The sequence below is a fragment of the Methylophaga sp. SB9B genome, from assembly GCF_004832235.1.
Classification (GTDB): domain Bacteria; phylum Pseudomonadota; class Gammaproteobacteria; order Nitrosococcales; family Methylophagaceae; genus Methylophaga; species Methylophaga muralis.
Genome location: NZ_SSXS01000001.1, coordinates 77542 through 97986 on the forward strand (window position 1 = coordinate 77542; position 20445 = coordinate 97986).

At 44.4% G+C, this 20445-nt stretch carries 19 protein-coding genes; 1 reads left to right on the top strand and 18 read right to left on the bottom strand.

The genetic code is table 11. The annotated features are described in order from the left end of the window. Positions 1–11: 11 nt before the first annotated feature. From E8Q33_RS00350 to ileS, 15 genes are all read right to left on the bottom strand, one after another. On the bottom strand, positions 12–518 hold the full coding sequence (locus tag E8Q33_RS00350; protein ID WP_245652120.1) for a FixH family protein: 507 nt from the start codon (positions 516–518) through the stop codon (positions 12–14). Next, a complete protein-coding gene (gene ccoG, locus E8Q33_RS00355; RefSeq protein ID WP_069296239.1) occupies positions 515–1936 on the bottom strand; it encodes a cytochrome c oxidase accessory protein CcoG in 1422 nt (473 codons plus the stop codon). The genes E8Q33_RS00350 and ccoG overlap by 4 nt, the downstream gene beginning before the upstream one ends. A gap of 298 nt (positions 1937–2234) precedes the next feature. Then, positions 2235–3170 carry a cytochrome-c oxidase, cbb3-type subunit III gene (gene ccoP, locus E8Q33_RS00360; protein WP_245652138.1) on the bottom strand — a complete coding sequence of 312 codons (936 nt, stop codon included), beginning with the start codon at positions 3168–3170 and terminating at the stop codon, positions 2235–2237. Further along, positions 3160–3369 (bottom strand): cbb3-type cytochrome c oxidase subunit 3, encoded by a 210-nt coding sequence (locus tag E8Q33_RS00365; RefSeq protein WP_069296506.1) that lies wholly within the window; start codon positions 3367–3369, stop codon positions 3160–3162. Before E8Q33_RS00365 ends, ccoP begins: the two co-directional genes overlap by 11 nt. Further along, complete coding sequence (gene ccoO, locus E8Q33_RS00370; protein ID WP_069296505.1) at positions 3362–4039, bottom strand: cytochrome-c oxidase, cbb3-type subunit II; 678 nt, start codon at positions 4037–4039, stop codon at positions 3362–3364. Before ccoO ends, E8Q33_RS00365 begins: the two co-directional genes overlap by 8 nt. A gap of 10 nt (positions 4040–4049) precedes the next feature. After that, the gene (gene ccoN / locus E8Q33_RS00375; RefSeq protein WP_069296504.1) at positions 4050–5471 is read right to left on the bottom strand and encodes a cytochrome-c oxidase, cbb3-type subunit I; all 1422 of its coding nucleotides are present in this window, start codon (positions 5469–5471) and stop codon (positions 4050–4052) included. A 377-nt stretch (positions 5472–5848) separates the two neighbouring features. Continuing rightward, positions 5849–6250 carry an MTH938/NDUFAF3 family protein gene (locus tag E8Q33_RS00380; protein WP_069296503.1) on the bottom strand — a complete coding sequence of 134 codons (402 nt, stop codon included), beginning with the start codon at positions 6248–6250 and terminating at the stop codon, positions 5849–5851. A 6-nt stretch (positions 6251–6256) separates the two neighbouring features. Then, complete coding sequence (locus E8Q33_RS00385) at positions 6257–6547, bottom strand: integration host factor subunit beta (RefSeq protein WP_069296502.1); 291 nt, start codon at positions 6545–6547, stop codon at positions 6257–6259. Between the two features lie 114 nt (positions 6548–6661). Continuing rightward, positions 6662–8335, bottom strand: a complete 1674-nt coding sequence (rpsA, locus tag E8Q33_RS00390; protein ID WP_069296501.1) for a 30S ribosomal protein S1 — start codon at positions 8333–8335, stop codon at positions 6662–6664. Positions 8336–8444: 109 nt separating this feature from the next. Continuing rightward, positions 8445–9107 carry a (d)CMP kinase gene (gene cmk, locus E8Q33_RS00395; protein WP_136552109.1) on the bottom strand — a complete coding sequence of 221 codons (663 nt, stop codon included), beginning with the start codon at positions 9105–9107 and terminating at the stop codon, positions 8445–8447. Then, on the bottom strand, positions 9100–10419 hold the full coding sequence (aroA, locus tag E8Q33_RS15525) for a 3-phosphoshikimate 1-carboxyvinyltransferase (RefSeq protein ID WP_211116056.1): 1320 nt from the start codon (positions 10417–10419) through the stop codon (positions 9100–9102). The genes cmk and aroA overlap by 8 nt, the downstream gene beginning before the upstream one ends. Positions 10420–10437: 18 nt before the next feature. Then, positions 10438–11325, bottom strand: a complete 888-nt coding sequence (locus E8Q33_RS15530; protein ID WP_211116057.1) for a prephenate dehydrogenase/arogenate dehydrogenase family protein — start codon at positions 11323–11325, stop codon at positions 10438–10440. Beyond that, positions 11325–12419 carry a histidinol-phosphate transaminase gene (gene hisC / locus E8Q33_RS00405; RefSeq protein ID WP_136552111.1) on the bottom strand — a complete coding sequence of 365 codons (1095 nt, stop codon included), beginning with the start codon at positions 12417–12419 and terminating at the stop codon, positions 11325–11327. Before hisC ends, E8Q33_RS15530 begins: the two co-directional genes overlap by 1 nt. After that, positions 12416–12883, bottom strand: a complete 468-nt coding sequence (gene lspA, locus E8Q33_RS00410; RefSeq protein ID WP_069296497.1) for a signal peptidase II — start codon at positions 12881–12883, stop codon at positions 12416–12418. Before lspA ends, hisC begins: the two co-directional genes overlap by 4 nt. Positions 12884–12893: 10 nt before the next feature. Further along, positions 12894–15695: an isoleucine--tRNA ligase gene (gene ileS, locus E8Q33_RS00415; protein WP_136552113.1), complete on the bottom strand. Its 2802-nt coding sequence runs from the start codon at positions 15693–15695 to the stop codon at positions 12894–12896. A gap of 168 nt (positions 15696–15863) precedes the next feature. Between ileS and E8Q33_RS00420 the strand changes: the two genes are divergently transcribed. Beyond that, positions 15864–16151: a DUF3579 domain-containing protein gene (locus tag E8Q33_RS00420; protein ID WP_136552115.1), complete on the top strand. Its 288-nt coding sequence runs from the start codon at positions 15864–15866 to the stop codon at positions 16149–16151. Between the two features lie 3 nt (positions 16152–16154). Here the strand turns inward: E8Q33_RS00420 and E8Q33_RS00425 are convergent, their stop codons facing one another. From E8Q33_RS00425 to E8Q33_RS00435, 3 genes are all read right to left on the bottom strand, one after another. Then, the gene (locus E8Q33_RS00425) at positions 16155–16604 is read right to left on the bottom strand and encodes a CBS domain-containing protein (RefSeq protein ID WP_136552117.1); all 450 of its coding nucleotides are present in this window, start codon (positions 16602–16604) and stop codon (positions 16155–16157) included. A 64-nt stretch (positions 16605–16668) separates the two neighbouring features. Then, positions 16669–18252: a peptide chain release factor 3 gene (locus E8Q33_RS00430; RefSeq protein WP_136552119.1), complete on the bottom strand. Its 1584-nt coding sequence runs from the start codon at positions 18250–18252 to the stop codon at positions 16669–16671. 76 nt (positions 18253–18328) lie between these two features. Then, positions 18329–20386, bottom strand: a complete 2058-nt coding sequence (locus E8Q33_RS00435) for a sensor domain-containing diguanylate cyclase (protein WP_136552121.1) — start codon at positions 20384–20386, stop codon at positions 18329–18331. Between the last annotated feature and the right edge of the window lie 59 nt (positions 20387–20445).

Consider the following 20445-nt stretch of genomic DNA (forward strand, 5'->3'; position numbering starts at 1 on the left):
ACAAACGATATTTATGGATCGATAAAAATTCGTCGGGTGATTAAAAACTCATCGTCACCACGTTTTGCCTCAACGATAATGTCCCAGTTACCCGGCAAGCCAAACTCAATATCAACCGCATAACGGCCGAGGCTCATAGGATTCATTTCCACCGAAAAATCTTCACGCATATCAGATGGGCGATAAGCAAAGAAGGTGACGGAATCTAATTGAACCGCAGCAGAATTCTTACCATGAATGAAGACTTCATAAGGCTGACGTTGATTTACCCTGCTTTTCGGCGGAGCCATAATCACGCCATTCCAGCCTAATTGTTTTTCCTGTTCCATTTGCAATTCTTGCTGAGCGTACTTCTTACCACGCTCATAATAGTTATCAACCACTAGATTGGGCGGTGAACTGAATGCAAGATAAATGAAAATAATATTGACGGTTACAAAGGTGCATAAAAACGCCAAAAAGCCTAACACCCACGGGTTTTTTAACGCTTGATTATTCTCTTGTGAAATAGCCATCATTTCGGTCCCATAAAGATACTTTCATATTGCACAGAGATATCTGGATTAGAAATGACATTGGCAGTAAATGTCAGATGTTCCAGTTCTGTCTGGAGTTTACCGTCCGGTATTCGAACCAAAGCCTGTAATGGGCTAACCTTTCCTGGTTCAATGATAACGCTCTCATCTATGCCATGCAAAGTTGCTCCGTCTAAACCGCTGATGGTGTAACTAACTTCAATATTCTCATTGGTTTTATTAAGCATTTTCAATGTATAGCGGTTTTGGATAGAGCCGTCACTCAGTTGAACAAATACCGGTTGCCTGTTGTGAATTACCTGGAATTCTGTGGTGGATAATGTTGCAAAGCCATAGCCGACGCCAGAAAATGCAACCATTAAAATAAATGAATAGATGAGAACTCTGGGGCGTTTATACAAAGCGGCTGGTGGAGCATTGTGATGTAAATCTTTGTATGAAGCATAGCGGATCAAGCCACGTGGCTGGTTAGTTTTATCCATGATACTGTCACAGGCATCAATACACATACCACAGGTGATGCAACCTTCCTGCTGACCTTTACGAATATCAATACCGGTAGGGCATACAGCAACACAGACTTTGCAATCAATACAACTGCCTTTAGTGGAGTCAACTGCACCTTTTTTAAGTTTGCCACGAGGTTCGCCCCGTTCTGCATCATAAGCAGGCAAGACGGTATCTTGATCATACATAACCCCTTGCAGACGGGCATATGGACATAACCAAAAACAAACCTGTTCTCGCATAAATCCAGCAAAAACATAGGTCCCTACGGTAAACATACCTAATACGATCCAAGCCACCAATGAGGCTTGAAGCGTGAAAAAATCATGCCAAAGCTGGAATACATCAGTGAACCAGGCGGCAAACGTTAGACCGGTTAATAGTGCAATTGCCAGCCACAAACTATGTTTAAGTGTAATACGTGAAATTTTACTGAATGAGGCCGGAGCACTTTTAAACTTCATTGCCTTCTGCGGTGTATCACCTTCAATACGGGTTTCAATAAAAGTAAAAACGTCAGTCCATACTGTCTGAAAACAGAAATAGCCACAAAACACCCGACCGGCGATACTGGTCACTGCAGCCAGTAAGATGGCAAAGAACAATAATGTGAGAGATAACATCCAGATATCTTGCGGGAAGATAGTGATATCAAAGAAGTGGAATTGACGATTGGGGATGTCGAAAAGGACGGCTTGTTTGCCGTTCCAACGCAAATAAGGACCGATGAAGAAAATCAACCAGACTGACATGCCAAACCATTTCAGTCGTCTGAACCGACCTGACATGCGTTTTGCTACAACTTTAGTTCCGCCGGCGTTAACATGCCAGTCTGAGACCTCATCATAGATGTCGTTAATATTGAGCTCAGCTGACTTCAGATTTTCCGACACAGTTTCGACCTCGTATAGAGCTTAACCGATGGAATTATAACACGATTATGCTCATTAGCTTTTACTAATTTAGCTTCTCACAAATAAAAAAAGCCGATTGGATCGGCTTTTTTAATCAACTATTGACTTAATTATCGTTGGAGCTATCTTCCATATTTCTAACGACTTTATAAGCAATTACTGCAATTACAACAATTGTCAGAACAACACTTACAATGGCCCCAATCACAACTGCATCTAAACCCATAATCTTCTCCTGATTTGAACTAACTTATTTATTCAAGCCAGTTTTACTTTTTTATTCGCCACCACCAAGTTGATGCACATAGATAGCTAGTTTTTTGATTTCATTTTCACTCAAGCGTTCAGTTTCAGTGCCATCGTAATAGTCTTCTGGATCATCACCGAACTCTTCTGCTTCCAGACGCACTGCAAGTCTTTCATTCCAGGCTGGCATAACAGCAACGCGTGTTAATGGATCGTTTGCATCATTAACGCCGTGCAAAATAGTGTGACGGATTTCATCTGGCTCACCAGAAAAACGCCATACTTTATCAGCCAGATTCGCAGAACCAAGTTGCTGAATACCTTTGGCATCAGCTCCATGACAAGCTACACAGCCCTTCTCGTTATATAGCTTCCATTGTGCGTCGGTGGCTTCACCATTGGCACTGTTCACAACAAACTCAACTAAACCGTCTACTTCTTCTTCGGTTAATAAATTTGCATGTGCCGGCATCATGCCTTGACGACCTTTTGCCAACGTTTCGATAATTTTACTTACTGTGCCACCGTATAACCAATCATCATTGGCCAGGATAGGATAACCTGAACCTGGTTGAGGATAACCACCAACACCATGGCATGCAGCACAGTTATCACCATAAAGTACTTTGCTAGAACCTACGGCATAACGTAATAATTCGTCATCTTCCAAAATCTCTTCTGCAGTCATGGCAGCGATACGATCTTCAAAAGGTGCACGTTTTTCTTCGATTTTTGCCAGGTCTTCTTTATATTCTTTAATTTGAGTCCAACCCAAAATACCCTTGGTATTGCCAGTCACTAACGGCAGTGATGGATACAAAATAAAATAAACCAGAACTAACAATCCACTCAGGTATAAAGCTATTGTCCACCAGCGTGGCGGCGGATTAGTTAACTCTCTGATGCCATCCCATTCATGACCTGTATCTGGACATTCATGAGGATTTTTATTGTTATCAGCCATCATTTTTCTCCGAATTTATATCGTCATCTCTCAGCGCCATGTCACGGTGTGATTCAAGTTTTTCTTTATTCTTAGGTCGTAATGCCCAGAAATACATACCAAACATCAATATAAAAATAATGACTGTCAGTATCGTGCCCACCCAATCACTTGCGGTCATGGCCGACCAGTTTGTCTCAAAATAAGACAAGAAATTACTCACGGTAATCTCTACCTGGTTCAAACTGGATCATTGTGCCAAGTACCTGCAGATAAGCTACCAAAGCTTCCATTTCCGTTTTGCCTTCTACCGCTTCGGCAGCACCCAGAATTTGTTCATCTGTATAAGGTACGCCCAATACTTTCATTGCTTTCAAGCGGCGAACCATGCCTTCGCCATTGATGGTGGCATTATCTAGCCATGGGTAGCGTGGCATGATGGACTCAGGCACTACAGAACGTGGGTCACGAAGATGCTGGATATGCCATGCATCAGAGTATTTTCCACCTACACGAGCCAAGTCAGGCCCAGTACGCTTAGACCCCCACTGAAATGGGTGATCATATTTAGATTCAACTGCTAATGAATAATGACCATAACGATCTTTTTCATCACGGAATGGACGCACCATTTGTGAATGGCATAAATAACAGCCTTCACGTTGATAGACGTCACGACCAGCCAATTCTAAAGCCGTATATGGACGAACACCTTGCAGTTCTTCATATTCAGGAAAGACATCATCCTCAAATGTATTTTGCAGATAAAACAACGGGACAATCTCAACAATACCGCCTACAGACACTACTAATGCTGTAGCTAGAGCAAGTCCCCAAACGTTTTGTTCAACCCAATCTTGAAAACTAACGCGTTTATTAGATTTATTAGCCATGCTGATTCCCTCAAATATTCGCTGCAGTTGCCATTTCGGCAGATGGTTTTGCAATCGCGCGGCGAATAGTCACTGTTACGTTAAACAGCATGATGACCGCACCCAGGAAGAAAATCAGTCCACCGATTGCACGCATCGCGTAGTAAGGATGCATCTGTGCGACTGACTCAACAAAGGTATATGCCAAGTTGCCGTATTCATCATAAGCACGCCACATCAGACCTTGCATAATGCCTGATACCCACATTGCGGTGATGTAAATCGCAGTACCGATGGTCGCCATCCAGAAATGCAGATTAACCAGCTTAACGGAATACATCGTCGTACCCCACATGCGTTCAACCATATGATACAACGCACCTACAGAAACCATCGCAACCCAGCCAAGCGCACCTGAGTGAACATGACCGATAGTCCAGTCAGTGTAATGTGACAAGGCGTTTACTGTTTTCGAAGCCATAACCGGGCCTTCAAAAGTCGACATCGCGTAGAACGCTAAAGAGACAATCAGGAATCGTAAAATATAGTCCGTGCGTAATTTGTCCCAAGCACCACTCAGAGTGAACATACCGTTTAACGCACCACCCCATGAAGGAATAATCATCGCTAATGAAATGGCAGCACCCAGTGAACCTGTCCAATCTGGTAATGCTGTGTATTGAAGGTGGTGAGCACCTAACCACACATAACCAAATACCAACGCCCAGAAATGGATAACCGATAAACGGTAAGAATAAACAGGACGGTTTGCCTGTTTAGGTACGAAGTAGTACATGATGCCAAGGAAACCCGCAGTCAGGAAGAAACCAACTGCGTTATGACCCCACCACCATTGAATCATCGCATCCTGAACTCCAGAGAAGATCGAATACGATTTCCACATGCTGACAGGAATAGCCAAGCTGTTTACTACATGGAGATAGGTGATCATGATCATCATTGCCAGGAAGAACCAGTTGGCAACATAGATATGTGAAACCTTACGGATCGATAAGGTCATGATGAAATTGAACATGTAGCTTACCCAGACTACCGCAATCAAAATATCCAGCGGCCATTCCAGCTCAGCATATTCTTTTGATTGAGTTAAGCCTAAAGGCAACGTGATGATGGCGCCGAGAATAATCAGGTTCCATCCCCAAAAGGTGAACCAGGCCAATTTATCACTCCAGAGTCTTACTCCAGAGGTACGTTGCACAACATAAAATGCTGTGGCCATTAATGTTGATCCACCAAATGCAAAAATTACCGTATTGGTATGCAATGGACGTAATCGACCAAAACTAATGTAAGGATTATCAAAATTAAGATCTGGCCAGGCTAACTGCGATGCAATAAATACACCCATACCCGTTCCGGCAACCAAATAGACTACCGCCATATAGGAGAACCATTTGACTACTTCAAAGTTATACTGTTGTTTCGCCTGCATAGCGATCACACCTTCTCTCTCATGAAAACTCTATCACTGCTTCTTTTATTTATTCTCAGAAACAGAACCCAATTTCATATCGCCCAACAATCAAGCTCGACAAATTTTACCGCAAAACAACAATGTTGATGCTTTCAAATCCGTGATCCAGATCAACTTTGCTGATTTTGCTAAGCCTTTTGCCAAAAATTGCGAGCCTATAAGCTTTTTCGCAAACTTTGCGTTGACTAAACCAGGGAATTTTCCTGACTTCATCAGGTGTGGTCAAGTTTTAGCGATTCATTCATTCATCTAATCCCTAATAACTGACATAAAACAAAGGTTTAAACCTTATGCTTAATATGGGTATTCACATCAATAACCACAAACATTGAAGATCACCCGCATTCAGACTCTAAATCAAGTAGCAATATTGGCTTTCTGCCTTCATTTAATAGCAAATTGTAGGTACGACAAGCAGCACCAAGCGACATTATTTCTAATGAAATACCATATTGGGCAAATGTGTGGGTAATTTTGATCGAGTGAGAGGTAAGACCGTCATCCTTCACCAAGATGACAACGTCGGCTTGAAAGGATTTGATTTTTTTAATCTGTGTATCGCTGATATTTTCATCGAAGCGATTCAGATCCAGCGCATCAAATATGCCTTCAGGAGTGAGAATGCAATTATGCGTGATCTGTTGTTGAGGTTGATTTGAAGATTGAATCAGCAGAAAGCCGTCGCCATAACTTTTTATTACAAGAGCGTCAGTAACGGCTTCCTGACTAATTTTCATTTTTTATTAAAAACCAGCGGCATTATTTACGCGATCACGTAACTCTTTTCCGGGTTTGAAATGCGGTACATATTTTTCATCAAGCTTAACGGATTCACCACTTTTTGGATTACGTCCCACTCTGGGTGGACGATGATGCAAGGTGAAACTGCCAAACCCTCTGATCTCAATACGATCACCACGTGACAGACAATCACTCATCTGTTCAAGAATTAACTTCACCGCTAGTTCAACGTCTCGATAATTCAATAGAGATTGTTTTTCGGATAGTATTTCTATCAAATCAGACTTGGTCATAATTTCCTAGATTCCCGGCAGTAGACTTTGGGTTATGCCTTAACGTTAAGGCAGCTGTGTAACAAGAAAAAATAAGCATCCGGTAAATTACCGGATGCTTACTAAATGAACAGATTAGCTATCTTTCTGATTCATTTGTTCTTTCAGCAAATCACCTAAAGTGGTATTGCCGGAACTAACATTACTGTACTCTTTCACAGCTTCGGACTCTTCTTGATCATCCTTAGCTTTAATAGACAGAGTCAGCGTGCGATCCTTGCGCGACATTCCTGTAAATTTAGCTTCTACTTCATCACCGACATTCAGCACTTTGCTGGCATCTTCGATACGTTCACGCGAAATATCCGCAACACGAACATAACCTTCAACGCCTTCTGCCAATTCAATTGTTGCGCCTTTGGCATCAACTTCAGTGACCTTACCTGTAACAACAGAACCACGTGGATGTTCAGACAAATAGGCAGAGAATGGATCATCCTGCAATTGTTTGATACCCAGAGAAATACGTTCACGTTCAGGATCAATTGCCAGTACTACGGCTTCAACTTCATCGCCTTTCTTGAAGTCACGAATCAGTTCTTCGTTTTCTTCTTCCCAAGAGATGTCAGACAAGTGAATCAGGCCGTCAATGCCACCGTCCAAACCAATGAAGATACCGAAATCAGTGATTGATTTGATAGCGCCACTGACTTTGTCACCTTTGTTATGAGTCATTGAGAACTCTTCCCAAGGGTTGGTTTGGCACTGTTTGATACCCAGTGAAATACGACGACGTTCTGCATCGATATCCAGAACCATTACTTCAACTTCTTCGCCTAATGTGACCAGCTTAGAAGGATGTACGTTTTTGTTGGTCCAGTCCATTTCAGACATGTGAACCAAACCTTCAACGCCGTCTTCGATTTCAACAAAGCAACCGTAGTCAGCAATGTTGGTCACTTTACCTTGAATGCGTGTGCTGTTCGGATAACGACGAGCGATATCTTTCCAAGGATCATCACCCAATTGTTTCAGGCCTAACGATACACGTTCACGATCTTTATCAAATTTCAGAACTTGAACATCGATTTCATCACCGATGGCAACAACTTCTGAAGGATGTTTAACACGTTTCCATGCCATATCAGTGATATGCAACAGACCATCAATACCGCCAAGGTCAACAAACGCGCCGTAATCTGTCAGGTTCTTAACGATACCTTTAACTACTTTGCCTTCTTCCAATGTTTCCAGAAGAGCTTCGCGTTCAACACTGTTCTCAGCTTCCATAATGGCACGGCGAGAAACAACGATATTGTTACGTGGGCGATCCAGCTTAATCAGTTTGAACTCAAGCTCTTTGCCTTCGAGGTGTGAAGTATCACGAATAGGACGCACATCAACCAGTGAACCTGGCAGGAACGCACGGATGTTTTCCAGATCAACAGTGAAACCACCTTTGACTTTTCCAGAGATAATCCCCAGAACAGTTTCATTAGCTTCGAATGCGTGTTCCAATCTGATCCATGCTTCGGCCGCTTTGGCTTTTTCACGTGATAATAATGTCGCACCAAATCCATCTTCCAGAGTTTCCAGAGAAACATCGACCAAATCACCAACAGAAACGGTGATTTCACCTTTTTCGTTCATGAATTCGGCAACTGGGATAGCGCCTTCAGATTTCAGACCTGCGTTAACCATAACAACATCAGGACCAACATTGACTACCGTACCGGTAACAATTTTGCCTGGTTGCATTGGAGTTGCGTTTAGACTCTCTTCAAAGAGATCAGCAAAGCTTTCGCTCATTATAAATATCCTTGATCCTGTATAGATAACAGAATCGCCCGTAAGACCTGCTAATGCAGGAAATTAACAAAAAACTTAACTGGAACACCCAGCTAAGTACCCTAATAAATCAGTCAATTAATGCACTGACTTTTTCTAATACAGCTTCAATACCAAGTTGTGTTGAATCCATAATAACGGCATCATCGGCAGGCCGCAGTGGCGCTACTTCACGTTGCGTATCACGATCATCACGTTCGGTTATTTCGGCTAAGAGATCGGAAAGGTTACTATCAATTCCTTTCTCTTTCAACTGCTTATATCTTCTCTCCGCCCGAACCTCGGCACTGGCTGTTAAAAAGACTTTAAATGCTGCGTCAGGAAACACGACTGTCCCCATATCGCGGCCATCTGTGACTAAACCAGGTGGCTGACGAAAATCACGTTGTCTTTGCAACAGAGCTGCACGTACCGCGGGAAATGCGGCAACTTTTGATGCAGCATTGCCTGCTTGTTCTGAACGAATCAACAATGAAACATCTTCACCTTGCAGTATCACCTGCAACTGGCCTTTGGTTAATAAGAACTGTACATCCAAATGCTTAGCTAATTCAGCCAGCGCTGATTCATCAGTTAAATCAATGTGATGCATGAGCGCCGCTTGTGCCAATACACGGTAAATGGCACCACTATCCAGATAATGCCAGCCCAGTCTTTCCGCCATAAGCTGCGCTAACGTGCCCTTGCCGGATCCGCTTGGACCATCAATCGTCAAAACCGGTATTTCAGACATCGAAGGCATCAATTTGTAAGCCACTGTCAGTGGCTAATTCAACAAAATTGGGAAATGAGGTGGCGACATTGGCACAGTCATTAATCTGAATCGCACCACCAGCCTGTAATGCGGCCATGGCAAATGACATGGCAATTCGGTGATCGCCGTGACTATCTACTTCACCACTACCGATTACACCACCCTCGATAATCATGCCATCGGGAGTGGGTTGCGCATCAATTCCAAGAGTTTGTAAGCCATCAGCCATGACTTGAATGCGATCACTCTCTTTAACACGTAATTCTTCTGCACCAGTTAATAATGTGCGACCTTCTGCACATGCTGCAGCAATAAATATCGCTGGAAATTCATCAATGGCCAATGGTACCTGGTCTTCAGGAATTTCAATTCCGGTCAATGGCGCATAGCGAACCCGAATATCAGCAACCGGCTCACCACCGGTCAATTTTTCATTACTCAAACTAATATCCGCGCCCATTTGACGCAAAATATTGATTACACCAATACGGGTCGGGTTTATACCAACATGTTGCAGAGTAATATCCGACCCCGGCGCAATCGCAGCTCCAACCATAAAAAACGTGGCCGAAGAAATATCTCCAGGCACATCAATGGTCGTGGCGGTTAATTTGCCACCGCCTTTAATACTGATCCGATTATCCTCAACCTGAACTGGATATCCCATGCCCTGCAGCATACGCTCAGTATGATCACGTGTCGGCGCAGGCTCAGTAACGCTAGTGGTTCCGTCGGCATACATCCCTGCCAGTAACAGACAGGATTTCACCTGGGCACTGGCCATGGGCAAGTCATAATCAATTGCCTTTAATGTATTGCCACCATGAATAGTCAAAGGCGGTTTGCCATCGGCACTGTCAATCTTCGCACCCATCAATGCCAGGGGATCGGTTACCCGACGCATTGGACGAACTGATAATGATTTATCTCCAGTCATGGTGACATCAAATGACTGACCAGACAGTAATCCACTTAATAAACGAATAGAGGTGCCGGAGTTACCGACATATACATCCTTTTCCGGCGCTTTCAAGCCATGCATACCTACACCATGCACAGTGACTTTGCCTTCGACCGGGCCTTCAATGTTGACGCCCATTGCACGAAAAGCCGCTAATGTTGCCAGCGCATCTTCGCCTTCCAGAAAACCAGTGACCTCAGTGATGCCTTCTGCCAATGAACCCAGCATGATTGAACGGTGTGAGATGGATTTATCTCCCGGCACACGAAAACTACCTGTCAGATTGCCACCGGCCTGTACCACAAATTTACGATCTTGTTGCCCGCTCACGCTGTTGTTCACTCCCATTTACACTTCGCTGTTATCTTTCAGAGTTGGATCGGCAAAACGGCTATCTCTGGCCCGTTTTGCCCGGCCAAAGACATCAATAAGAAAATCACCATCATCTTGCCGAATCGCCTGTTCAATTTGATCGAGGCCGCTACGATATTGTTGTAATAATTCTAGAATCGCGTTGCGATTGCCAAGACATATGTCACGCCACATCACTGCATCACTTGATGCAATACGAGAAAAATCACGGAAACCGCCAGCGGCATAACGTAATACTTCATCACAGTCTTCACGTTTCGCTAACATGCCCACCAGATTAAAGGCTAAAACATGTGGTAAATGACTGGTGGCGGCCAGCACCACATCATGGTGCTCAACCTCCATATCAAAAACATCTGCACCGGTTTGCAGCCACATTTGACGCACTTGTTCGAGCGCGTTTTTGTCAGTTTCAGCTACCGGAGTTAATACCACACGATGCTGCTGATATAGCTCTGCAAAAGCCGCTGAAGGTCCACTCTTTTCGGTGCCAGCAATTGGATGCCCGGGTACAAATCGGTCGAACTTATTGCCTAAAGCCTGACGGGCTGCATCTACAATTTGCTGTTTGGCACTGCCACCATCGGTCACAATTGCCTGCTGCTTGAGATGGGGAGCTATTTGCTCAAATACAGCCTGCATCGCGCCCATAGGCACAGCGACAAATATCATATCGGCATCGGTAACAGCCTCAGCCAATGTTTCGGCGGCATTATCAATAATACCTAATGCCAAAGCTTCATCACGCGCAGCCTGTGAACGCGAAAAACCTGTGACCTGTTCAACCAGTCCAGCTTTTTTTAATGCCAGTGCCAGAGAGCCACCAATCAGGCCTACTCCAATAATAGATAAATGCTTAATCATTAAGACTCTGACAGACTGTTAGCTAGCGCTTCAAGGCAACGCTGATTTTCTTTTGCCAGACCAATACTGATACGTAAATGGTTTGGCAGACCATAACCTGCAACTGGTCTGACAATAACGCCTTGTTGCAACAACTTTTCATAAATTTCAGCTGCATTGGTTTTCACATCAACACAGATAAAATTGGCTTTTGAAGGAATGTAATTCAATCCCATTGCATTAAAGCCATCAATATATTGCTGCATGCCTTCGTTATTAACCTGCTTGGCACGTTGCAGATAATCTTCATCACCCAGAGCAGCAATCGCTGCACACATTGCCAAGTGATTGACATTAAATGGCTGACGCAGACGATTTAATAAATCGGCAATCTCCGGGCTGGAGAGAGCAAATCCCACTCGCAATCCCGCCAAACCATAAGCTTTGGAAAAGGTGCGACAAATAATCAGATTGGGAAATTCAGCTAACCAGTCAATGCTGTTTATGTCCTGATCGCCATATTCAACATAGGCTTCATCGAGCACTACTATCACGTTATCCGGCACAGCCTGCAAAAATGCATGAACTTCCTGTGCCGGTATATAGGTACCGGTTGGGTTATTCGGGTTGGCAATAAAAATCAGCTTGGTATTTGCAGTAATAGCCTGCTGCATAGCCGGTAAATCATGGCCATAATCCTTAGCAGGCACCTCTACCAATTTGGCACCAATCGCTTGTGCAACCAATGAGTAAACTGCAAAGGCGTGTTGAGCAAACATGACTTCGTCAGCAGGTGAAGCAAAACAGCGGGCGATAAGCTCCAACACATCGTTAGATCCATTACCCAAGGTAATCTGCTTGGCATCAACCTGAAACTTTTCGGATAGGGCTAATTTTAATGAATATCCATTTCCGTCCGGGTAACGAGTCAGGTCTCGAGTTGCCAATGCAATTGCAGCTTGTGCAGCCTGGGAAGGTCCTATTGGACTCTCATTTGAAGCCAATTTAATAACATCTCTTACGCCATATTGACGCTGCAATTCCTCTATCGGTTTTCCCGGCACATAAGGCTGCAAACCGGCAATACTTTCTACCGCTAAATCACACAGATTCATTTTTGCTCCGCTGGTTTTCTAAAACTATCCAAGATCAGCAACACCGCGCCGACACAAATGGCGGCATCTGCGATATTAAATGCCGGCCAGTGATAACTGCCAACATAGACGTCAATAAAATCGACCACATACCCGTAAATAAAACGATCGATCACATTGCCAATAGCACCACCAATAATCAGTGATATCGCAATGGCTTCAAGCTTGGCCTGTGACTTCAGTCGAGACAACCAGATAATCAACACAATCGAAACAGTGACCGCCAAAACGATAAAAAACCAGCGCTGCCAACCTCCGGCTCCTGCAAGAAAACTGAAGGCTGCACCACTATTATGAGCCAGAGTAAAATTGAAATACGGCATTACCGCCACGGTTTGATAGAGATCCAGCCAATTGGACATAATCACTTTAGTCAGTTGATCCAATGCAATGATCAACGCGCTTACCCATAACCACTTCAACATTGTTTTTGCCTCAAGCAAAACGGCGGTTTTCGCCGTTGCCTTCAATATTTTCAATACAGCGACCACACAGCTCTGGATGTTCGGCATGAGTACCGACATCTACCGTCTGATGCCAGCAGCGCTCACAACGTGCATTAGTCGAAGCATGAATATCCACGGCAAGCTCACTCAAACCAGTCTGAATTGCCGTGGCAGATTTATCCGCGAATGAAAAATATTTTGCCGATGATGTGATTAAGACAAATTTCAGTTCATCGCCGGCTTTATTCAATATCGTCAGCAACGGTTCATCAGCGTACAAAGCTACATCGGCAGTTAAACCACCTTTTACTTCACCTTGATTACGTTTATTTTCCAGTTCTTTGGCAACAGCATCCCGCACAGCAAATAACTGCTGCCATTCTGCAACTGATAACGCACTATCAACTGATAAGGGTGCCAAATGCTGATACCAGTCATTCAATAACACCGAAGCATTACGCTTGCCTGGAATAAACTCCCACAGCTCATCAGCAGTAAAACTCAAAATCGGCGCGATCCAGCATGTTAATGCCTCCAGAATATGGAACATCGCTGTTTGTGAGGAACGACGTCCAAGACTGTCCGTTGGCATTGTGTATTGACGATCCTTGGTGATATCCAGATAAGCACTGCCCAGCTCATTGGCACAGAAGTTATGCACTTTCTGATAAATCAAATGGAACTGATAACTTTCATAGGCCGCCAGGATTTCCAGCTGCAAATGATATGCGCGATCCAAAACCCAACGATCTAACGGTAACAATTCATCGGTAGCCACCAGATTGCTTGCAGGGTCAAAATCATTCAGATTCGATAATAAATAACGTGCAGTATTACGAATACGTCGATAAGAGTCGGCGGTGCGTTTGAGGATTTCATCCGACACACTCATTTCAGCACTGTAATCGGTAGCTGCTACCCACAGACGAATAATGTCCGCACCCAGGTTATTCACCACTTTTTGCGGTGAAACCGTGTTGCCCTTGGATTTGGACATTTTTTTGCCTTCGGCATCCACAGTAAAACCATGAGTCAATACAGACTTGTAGGGTGCTTTGCCAGTAGTGGCAACCGAGGTCAATAAGGATGACTGAAACCAGCCACGGTGTTGATCACTGCCTTCCAGATAGAGATCAGCAGGACGTTGCAAACCGTCACGACGGGTTAACACACAGGCATGCGACACACCGGAATCAAACCAGACATCCAGTGTATCGGTAACTTTGAAATAATTGTCGGCATCGGCACCAATCAGCTCGCTGGCGTCCATATCAAACCAGGCATCAATGCCTTTTTGTTCAACAGCTAATGCCACTTTTTCGATCAGTGCTTTCGAGTCAGGATGTAATTCCCCGCTTTGTTGATGCACAAATAACGGGATCGGCACGCCCCATGTACGCTGACGGGAGATACACCAGTCCGGACGACCTGTCACCATATTTTCAATACGTTTTTGGCCCCAATCCGGCATCCATTTGGTTGCTGCAATTGCCTGCATTGCCTGATCGCGCAGACCATTCTGCTCCATGCTGACAAACCATTGAGGTGTGGCGCGGAAAATGATCGGCGTTTTATGCCGCCAGCAATGCGGATAGCTGTGACGGATATCCACATGACATAACAAGGCATTCTTTTCTTTTAATAATTCGATGACCAGCGGATTGGCTTTAAATACCGATTCACCAGCAAATACCGGGGTGTCAGGTAAAAACACACCGTTACCACCGACCGGATTATCAACTTCCAGTTTATATTTAAGACCAACGATATAGTCATCCTGACCATGACCCGGAGCGGTATGTACTGCGCCAGTACCGGCATCAGTGGTGACATGATCGCCTAAGATGACTGGCACTTTACGATCGTAAAACGGATGCTGAAGCAATAAACCTTCCAGCTCAGCACCTTTACAACGGGCGATGACTTCACCGGTTAACTGATAACGTTCCAGAGCTTTTTCATAAAGCGCTTCAGCCAACACTAAACGTTCATCAGCACATTGCACCACGACATACTCTAAATCTGGGTGCAGACAGACGGCCTGATTAGCGGGCAATGTCCATGGTGTGGTAGTCCAGATAGCGATGCCGACCGGGCCAGTCCCGTTATTCGGGCAGGCATTATCAAATGCAGCAACATCCACCAGTTGAAAACGTACATCAATCGCCGGTGAGGTTTTATCTTCATATTCGACTTCGGCTTCGGCTAACGCAGATCCACAATCCACACACCAATGCACCGGTTTTACACCTTTGTGCAGATGGCCGTTTTCAATGATTTCACCCAAAGTGCGGATAATGTCAGCTTCAAACTGAAAATCCATTGTCAGATAAGGGTTATCCCAATCAGCTAATACTCCCAGACGTTTGAAATCTTCACGCTGTCCATCAACCTGTTTGGCCGCATATTCACGACAAGCCTGACGAAACTCTGCCGGGCTCACTTTAACGCCCGGTTTGCCAACTTTTTTCTCGACATTTAATTCGATAGGCAGCCCATGGCAATCCCAGCCGGGAACATACGGTGTGTCAAAGCCACTAAGCGTTTTAGACTTGAGAATAATATCTTTGAGAATTTTATTGACGGCATGACCAATATGGATATCACCATTGGCATACGGAGGGCCATCGTGCAGAATGAATTTCGGTTTACCCTGATTGGTTTCCCGCAACTGCCGGTAAAGGTCTTGCTCCTGCCAACGCTTTAAAATCACGGGTTCGCGAGTAGGCAGTCCCGCTTTCATCGGAAACTCAGTCGCAGGAAGATTTAAAGTGTGTTTGTAGTCGGCCACAAAACGTCTCGTTGTCGTCAAATAATAAAGCGCTCGATTATACGGGTTTTTCGCGCCGACCTAAATCACTGAAAACAGTTTGTTTTGGCTTTGGCTGATGCTAGGGCCTGATTTCCAGTAAAATGCTCAACCAATATCCATTATGTAAATTCAAGAGCACCAAATTCGATGACTGCAACGGAAAAAGTGATCATTAAAGGCATCACTGAAGACGGCGATAAATTCCGTCCCAGCGATTGGGCGGAAAGATTGTGTGGTGCAGTGGCCAGCTATGGGCCGGGTAGGCGGATTATCTTTCATCCCAACGTTAAATTGGCCTCATTGGAAGGCACGAAATGTGTGGTGATTGATGCTCAGCTTGAAGAAGATGATGTGATGCTTTTCGAGTTCCTACTGGAATTCGCCAAGGATAATCGACTACAAGTTGAAAGAATGGATAAGTTACCCGAGTCTTAAAAGTTAATCCTCATGCTCGGCATCTGGCCAGTTTTGAATATAGTTTTTAAGTAGTTTATTTTCGAATTTGGCTTTTTTCAGCAGCTCTTCCACCACATCGGTAATCGATAGCATGCCTTCTAACCGGCCTTTGTAAACCACTGGTAAATGGCGGATATTATGTTCCACCATCATATTCATCACCTCTTCCAGCGTATTATCAGGATCACAGGTGTAAGGATTTGGTGTCATCGCATCAGCGGCCGTCTTCGGCTCCCACATCGCATGTTTTTTGTGTAACACGCTAAGTAAATCACGCTCTGACAGAATACCCACCAGAGCGCCATTTTCCGTAACCACCAATGACCCGATACGATGTTCCATCATTAAATGGACTGCTTTATCCAAGGAGTCTTTCGGTGTCAGGCCGATAACCGGCTTACCTTTATTTTTGGTAATGAGTCTGACTTTCATCTCTCTCTCCGGCAACGATTAGAAATTCATTCTGCTTGAGAAGTCCGTTCGCTGGCAAGCCTTATTAGAGATGTTCGCGGGTTGACCGGAAATCAATATCCGGCCAGCGTTCCATAGTCAACTCCAGATTGACGCGGGTTGGAGCAATGTATGTGAGGTTATCCGCACCGTCCAACGCTAGATTCATCGAGGTTTTACGCTTGAATTCCTCCAGCATTTTCACATCATCGCAATACACCCAACGTGCCGTATTGACCTGAACCGGCTCATAAGCACATTCCACCCCGTACTCACCTTTCAAACGATGTACAACTACATCAAACTGCAACACACCGACCGCCCCCAGGATTAAGTCATTGTTATCCAGTGGACGGAATAACTGTGTGGCACCCTCTTCACTAAGCTGTTGCAGACCTTTTAACAGCGCTTTGTTTTTCAGAGGATCTTTCAATCGCACCCGACGAAATAATTCTGGTGCAAAGTATGGAATACCAGTGAACTGCAAATCTTCACCTTGAGTAAAGGTATCGCCGATCTGAATGGTGCCGTGATTATGTAATCCGAGAATATCTCCAGGCCAGGCTTCTTCAGCCTGTTCACGCTCTGCCGCCATAAAGGTGACTGCATTCGCAATGGTGACGTCCTTGCCAATACGGGTCTGGCGTAATTTCATGCCTTTGGTGTAATGACCACTGCAAACGCGCATAAAGGCAATACGATCCCGATGCTTTGGATCCATATTGGCTTGAATTTTAAACACAAAACCGCTGAAATTCTCTTCATCGGCCGCGACATCACGGGTTTTAGTTTCACGTGGTTGCGGTGCTGGCGCGTATTCAACATAGGCATCCATCAATTCGGTCACGCCAAAGTTATTCATCGCGGAACCGAAAAACACCGGGGTCATTTGTCCAGATAAAAAGGCATCCAAATCAAATTGATCGCTGGCTCCGCGTACCAAATCGATTTCTTCACGTAATTCTTCGGCCATTGAGCCAAACAACTCATCCAGCCGTGGATTATCCAAGCCTTGTATCAATTCGCCCGCTTCTTTGCCGCCATGCGCCTCGAACAAACGAACATTATCGTGATAAAGATGAAAAATACCTTTAAAGCCTTTGCCCATACCGATTGGCCAAGTGATTGGCGCACAACGAATATTCAGAATATTTTCAACTTCACTGAGCAAATCCAGTGGATCTCGCCCTTCACGATCCAGTTTATTAATGAAGGTCAGAATAGGCGTATCGCGTAACCGACAGACTTCCATTAATTTAATGGTACGTTCTTCAACACCTTTGGCACTGTCAATGACCATTAATGCCGAATCCACAGCGGTCAACGTACGGTAAGTATCTTCCGAGAAGTCAGCATGGCCGGGGGTATCCAGCAAATTAACGATGCGATCTTTATAGGGAAACTGCATGACCGAAGAAGTGACCGAAATGCCCCGCTCCTTTTCCATTTCCATCCAGTCAGAGGTCGCATGTTTATCCGTTTTACGGGATTTGACACTACCGGCCATCTGAATCGCGCCGCCGAATAATAAGAGTTTTTCAGTCAACGTAGTTTTACCCGCATCAGGATGCGAAATAATGGCAAAGGTACGGCGTTTAGAGACTTGTTTCTGTAACAGGCTTTCGGACATATTGACTCAGTTTAAAATATGGATTGGCCAATCGGCATGGCAGCACGGGCAATAAACCGCGTATTTTGGATGAAAATCAGGATGCAGACAATTCGGTGCTTGCGGCTTCCACTCGATTACGCCCAGATTGTTTGGCTCGATACATCGCCTGATCAGCTCGTTCGAACAAACGTCGACGACTTTCCTTGCCAGGTATAGCTTCGGCAACCCCAATGCTTACAGTGATCTTGCCAACAGTTTTGAATTCAACCGTTTCGATATGTTGTCGTAAACGTTCGGCTAATGCTATCGCTTCTTCAAGCGAATTGTGCGAGGCCAAAACAATAAATTCTTCACCACCCCAGCGGCCTAAATTGTCACTTATCCGCAGTTTTGATTGTACTTCTTCAGCAAGTCTGGTTAACACCTGATCGCCCACATCATGGCCATAAGTATCATTAACTGATTTAAAACGATCCACATCAAACAGCAAAATCGAGCAAGGATGTCCATAACGTTCTGCTGCGGCTAGCTCGGCATCAATGGCCAATTCCATTCGATAGCGGTTCCAGATTTTGGTCAATGTATCGGTATGAGCAATCTCTTTAAGCTGTTTGTTCGCCCGTTGTAATTCAGTATTCAACCGACTGATTTGGTGAACGGTAATTGCTACCGCTAAATCTTCGGCCAGATCCTGCGCCGCATGCTGTTCCTTTACTGACCAACGGGGTGCTTCGGTATCAATAGTTTCTACCCAAATTTCGTAACCACGTTCTTCAACTCGATGCAGCGGGTTTGAGGTCTCGGCCTCTATAATTTGTTTTTTGCCTACCCAACTAAATTGTACTTTTTTAGCATTGCGGAATAACAATAGCCATCCGGATTGATTCTGCTCAATGGGTAAAGGTACGGCCAATAAGCCAGCACGACTGCGCAGATTGACCAGTTTATCCAATGGACTGTTTGATAGTTGATCACAAGCCCAGCAAACCTTATTCCCATTGTGTTCAGAAAGCCACTTGCCCACAATATCCAGCTCATAACTATCGAGCGTTTCGCCGGTGCAACTCACTTGATCATGATATAGCAAGGCAATACCGCTGCAATTGAACAACTGCATCCAGTTTTTGCCATATTTCTCGAGTAAAGCTTTTGGTTGAACCACTTTGTCACGTTCCGTTGAAAGCAATTCACGACTATCTAACACCTGCTGCAAAAACGTTGCTTGCTGCCTGGCTTGTAATAAAAACATTCTTTGTGTTGCCATCTGCACCAAATTAAAAGCTGCATCGCGCTCTGCTGCAGACACCTCAACAGCTGTAAAGTGATGACAAGTAAGAATTCCCCAAAGTTGTTGCTCACCCGCAATCGCTATGCTCAATGAAGCAGCGACTTTTATCTCACGTAAATAGCGTTGGTGATGAGGTGATAATGCACGCAGCATTCCCGCGGTTAAATCTAACTGCGGCAGGTCAAGATCAGCTGAAGTTGGTGTTAAAGGCACTATTTGCGCATTGACATCCGGTATATTGCGTAGCGGTTGAATAACATAACGGTTTCTGACTTGAGCAGGAATATCACTGGCTGGGAATCGATAATTCAATAAACTTCGAGATGGATTACGGCAGACTTCGGCAATAGCTGTACGATTCCAATGCGAATCAAATTGACATAACAAGACACGATCATAACCAGTAACAGCTTGTATGCTCTGTACTAACATTTGCTGCAACAATTCAATCTGCTGAACCTGTGCCAAACGACTCAACCATTCATTAACGATTGGCATTAGACGCTGTTCGCCAGATCGGGAAAGTGGTTCAAATTCAATAATAATTGAATCGTCACTGCGATATGCCATCACATAAAAGCGTTGATAAGTTCCAAGCACCTGACGATTGATGATCAATGCAGCTGATAAACGTAAGTTGTTACTTAGAGACTGTTTTATGCGCTGTTGTAATTTGCTGCCAAGAATATCCTTTGGTGCAGATGTCAGTGCCTTGTCTATGGATATACCCAGCTTTTCCTGCAAATTTACACTGACTTGCAAAACTTCCTGTAAAAGACTGTCAAAACGAATAAGACAACCAAAGGATTGGATTCCATCAATCCGAATATCTGATGCAGATTGCCCTTCTATAGAATTAGCCAATGAATAATTCCAATAATTAATAAAGCACAGAATTGATGCTGAAATTGTAGTCTTAAAAA

Excerpts from the sequence above, each read along its gene's own strand:
- ccoP (WP_245652138.1), bottom strand. The coding sequence starts at position 3,170 with ATGATGGCTGATAACAATAAAAATCCTCATGAATGTCCAGATACAGGT.
- E8Q33_RS00380 (WP_069296503.1), bottom strand. The coding sequence starts at position 6,250 with ATGAAAATTAGTCAGGAAGCCGTTACTGACGCTCTTGTAATAAAAAGT.
- ccoO (WP_069296505.1), bottom strand. The coding sequence starts at position 4,039 with ATGGCTAATAAATCTAATAAACGCGTTAGTTTTCAAGATTGGGTTGAA.
- lspA (WP_069296497.1), bottom strand. The coding sequence starts at position 12,883 with ATGTTGAAGTGGTTATGGGTAAGCGCGTTGATCATTGCATTGGATCAA.
- E8Q33_RS00385 (WP_069296502.1), bottom strand. The coding sequence starts at position 6,547 with ATGACCAAGTCTGATTTGATAGAAATACTATCCGAAAAACAATCTCTA.
- ccoN (WP_069296504.1), bottom strand. The coding sequence starts at position 5,471 with ATGCAGGCGAAACAACAGTATAACTTTGAAGTAGTCAAATGGTTCTCC.
- E8Q33_RS00430 (WP_136552119.1), bottom strand. The coding sequence starts at position 18,252 with ATGTCCGAAAGCCTGTTACAGAAACAAGTCTCTAAACGCCGTACCTTT.
- E8Q33_RS15530 (WP_211116057.1), bottom strand. The coding sequence starts at position 11,325 with ATGATTAAGCATTTATCTATTATTGGAGTAGGCCTGATTGGTGGCTCT.
- rpsA (WP_069296501.1), bottom strand. The coding sequence starts at position 8,335 with ATGAGCGAAAGCTTTGCTGATCTCTTTGAAGAGAGTCTAAACGCAACT.
- hisC (WP_136552111.1), bottom strand. The coding sequence starts at position 12,419 with ATGAATCTGTGTGATTTAGCGGTAGAAAGTATTGCCGGTTTGCAGCCT.
- E8Q33_RS00420 (WP_136552115.1), top strand. The coding sequence starts at position 15,864 with ATGACTGCAACGGAAAAAGTGATCATTAAAGGCATCACTGAAGACGGC.
- cmk (WP_136552109.1), bottom strand. The coding sequence starts at position 9,107 with ATGTCTGAAATACCGGTTTTGACGATTGATGGTCCAAGCGGATCCGGC.
- E8Q33_RS00350 (WP_245652120.1), bottom strand. The coding sequence starts at position 518 with ATGATGGCTATTTCACAAGAGAATAATCAAGCGTTAAAAAACCCGTGG.
- E8Q33_RS00425 (WP_136552117.1), bottom strand. The coding sequence starts at position 16,604 with ATGAAAGTCAGACTCATTACCAAAAATAAAGGTAAGCCGGTTATCGGC.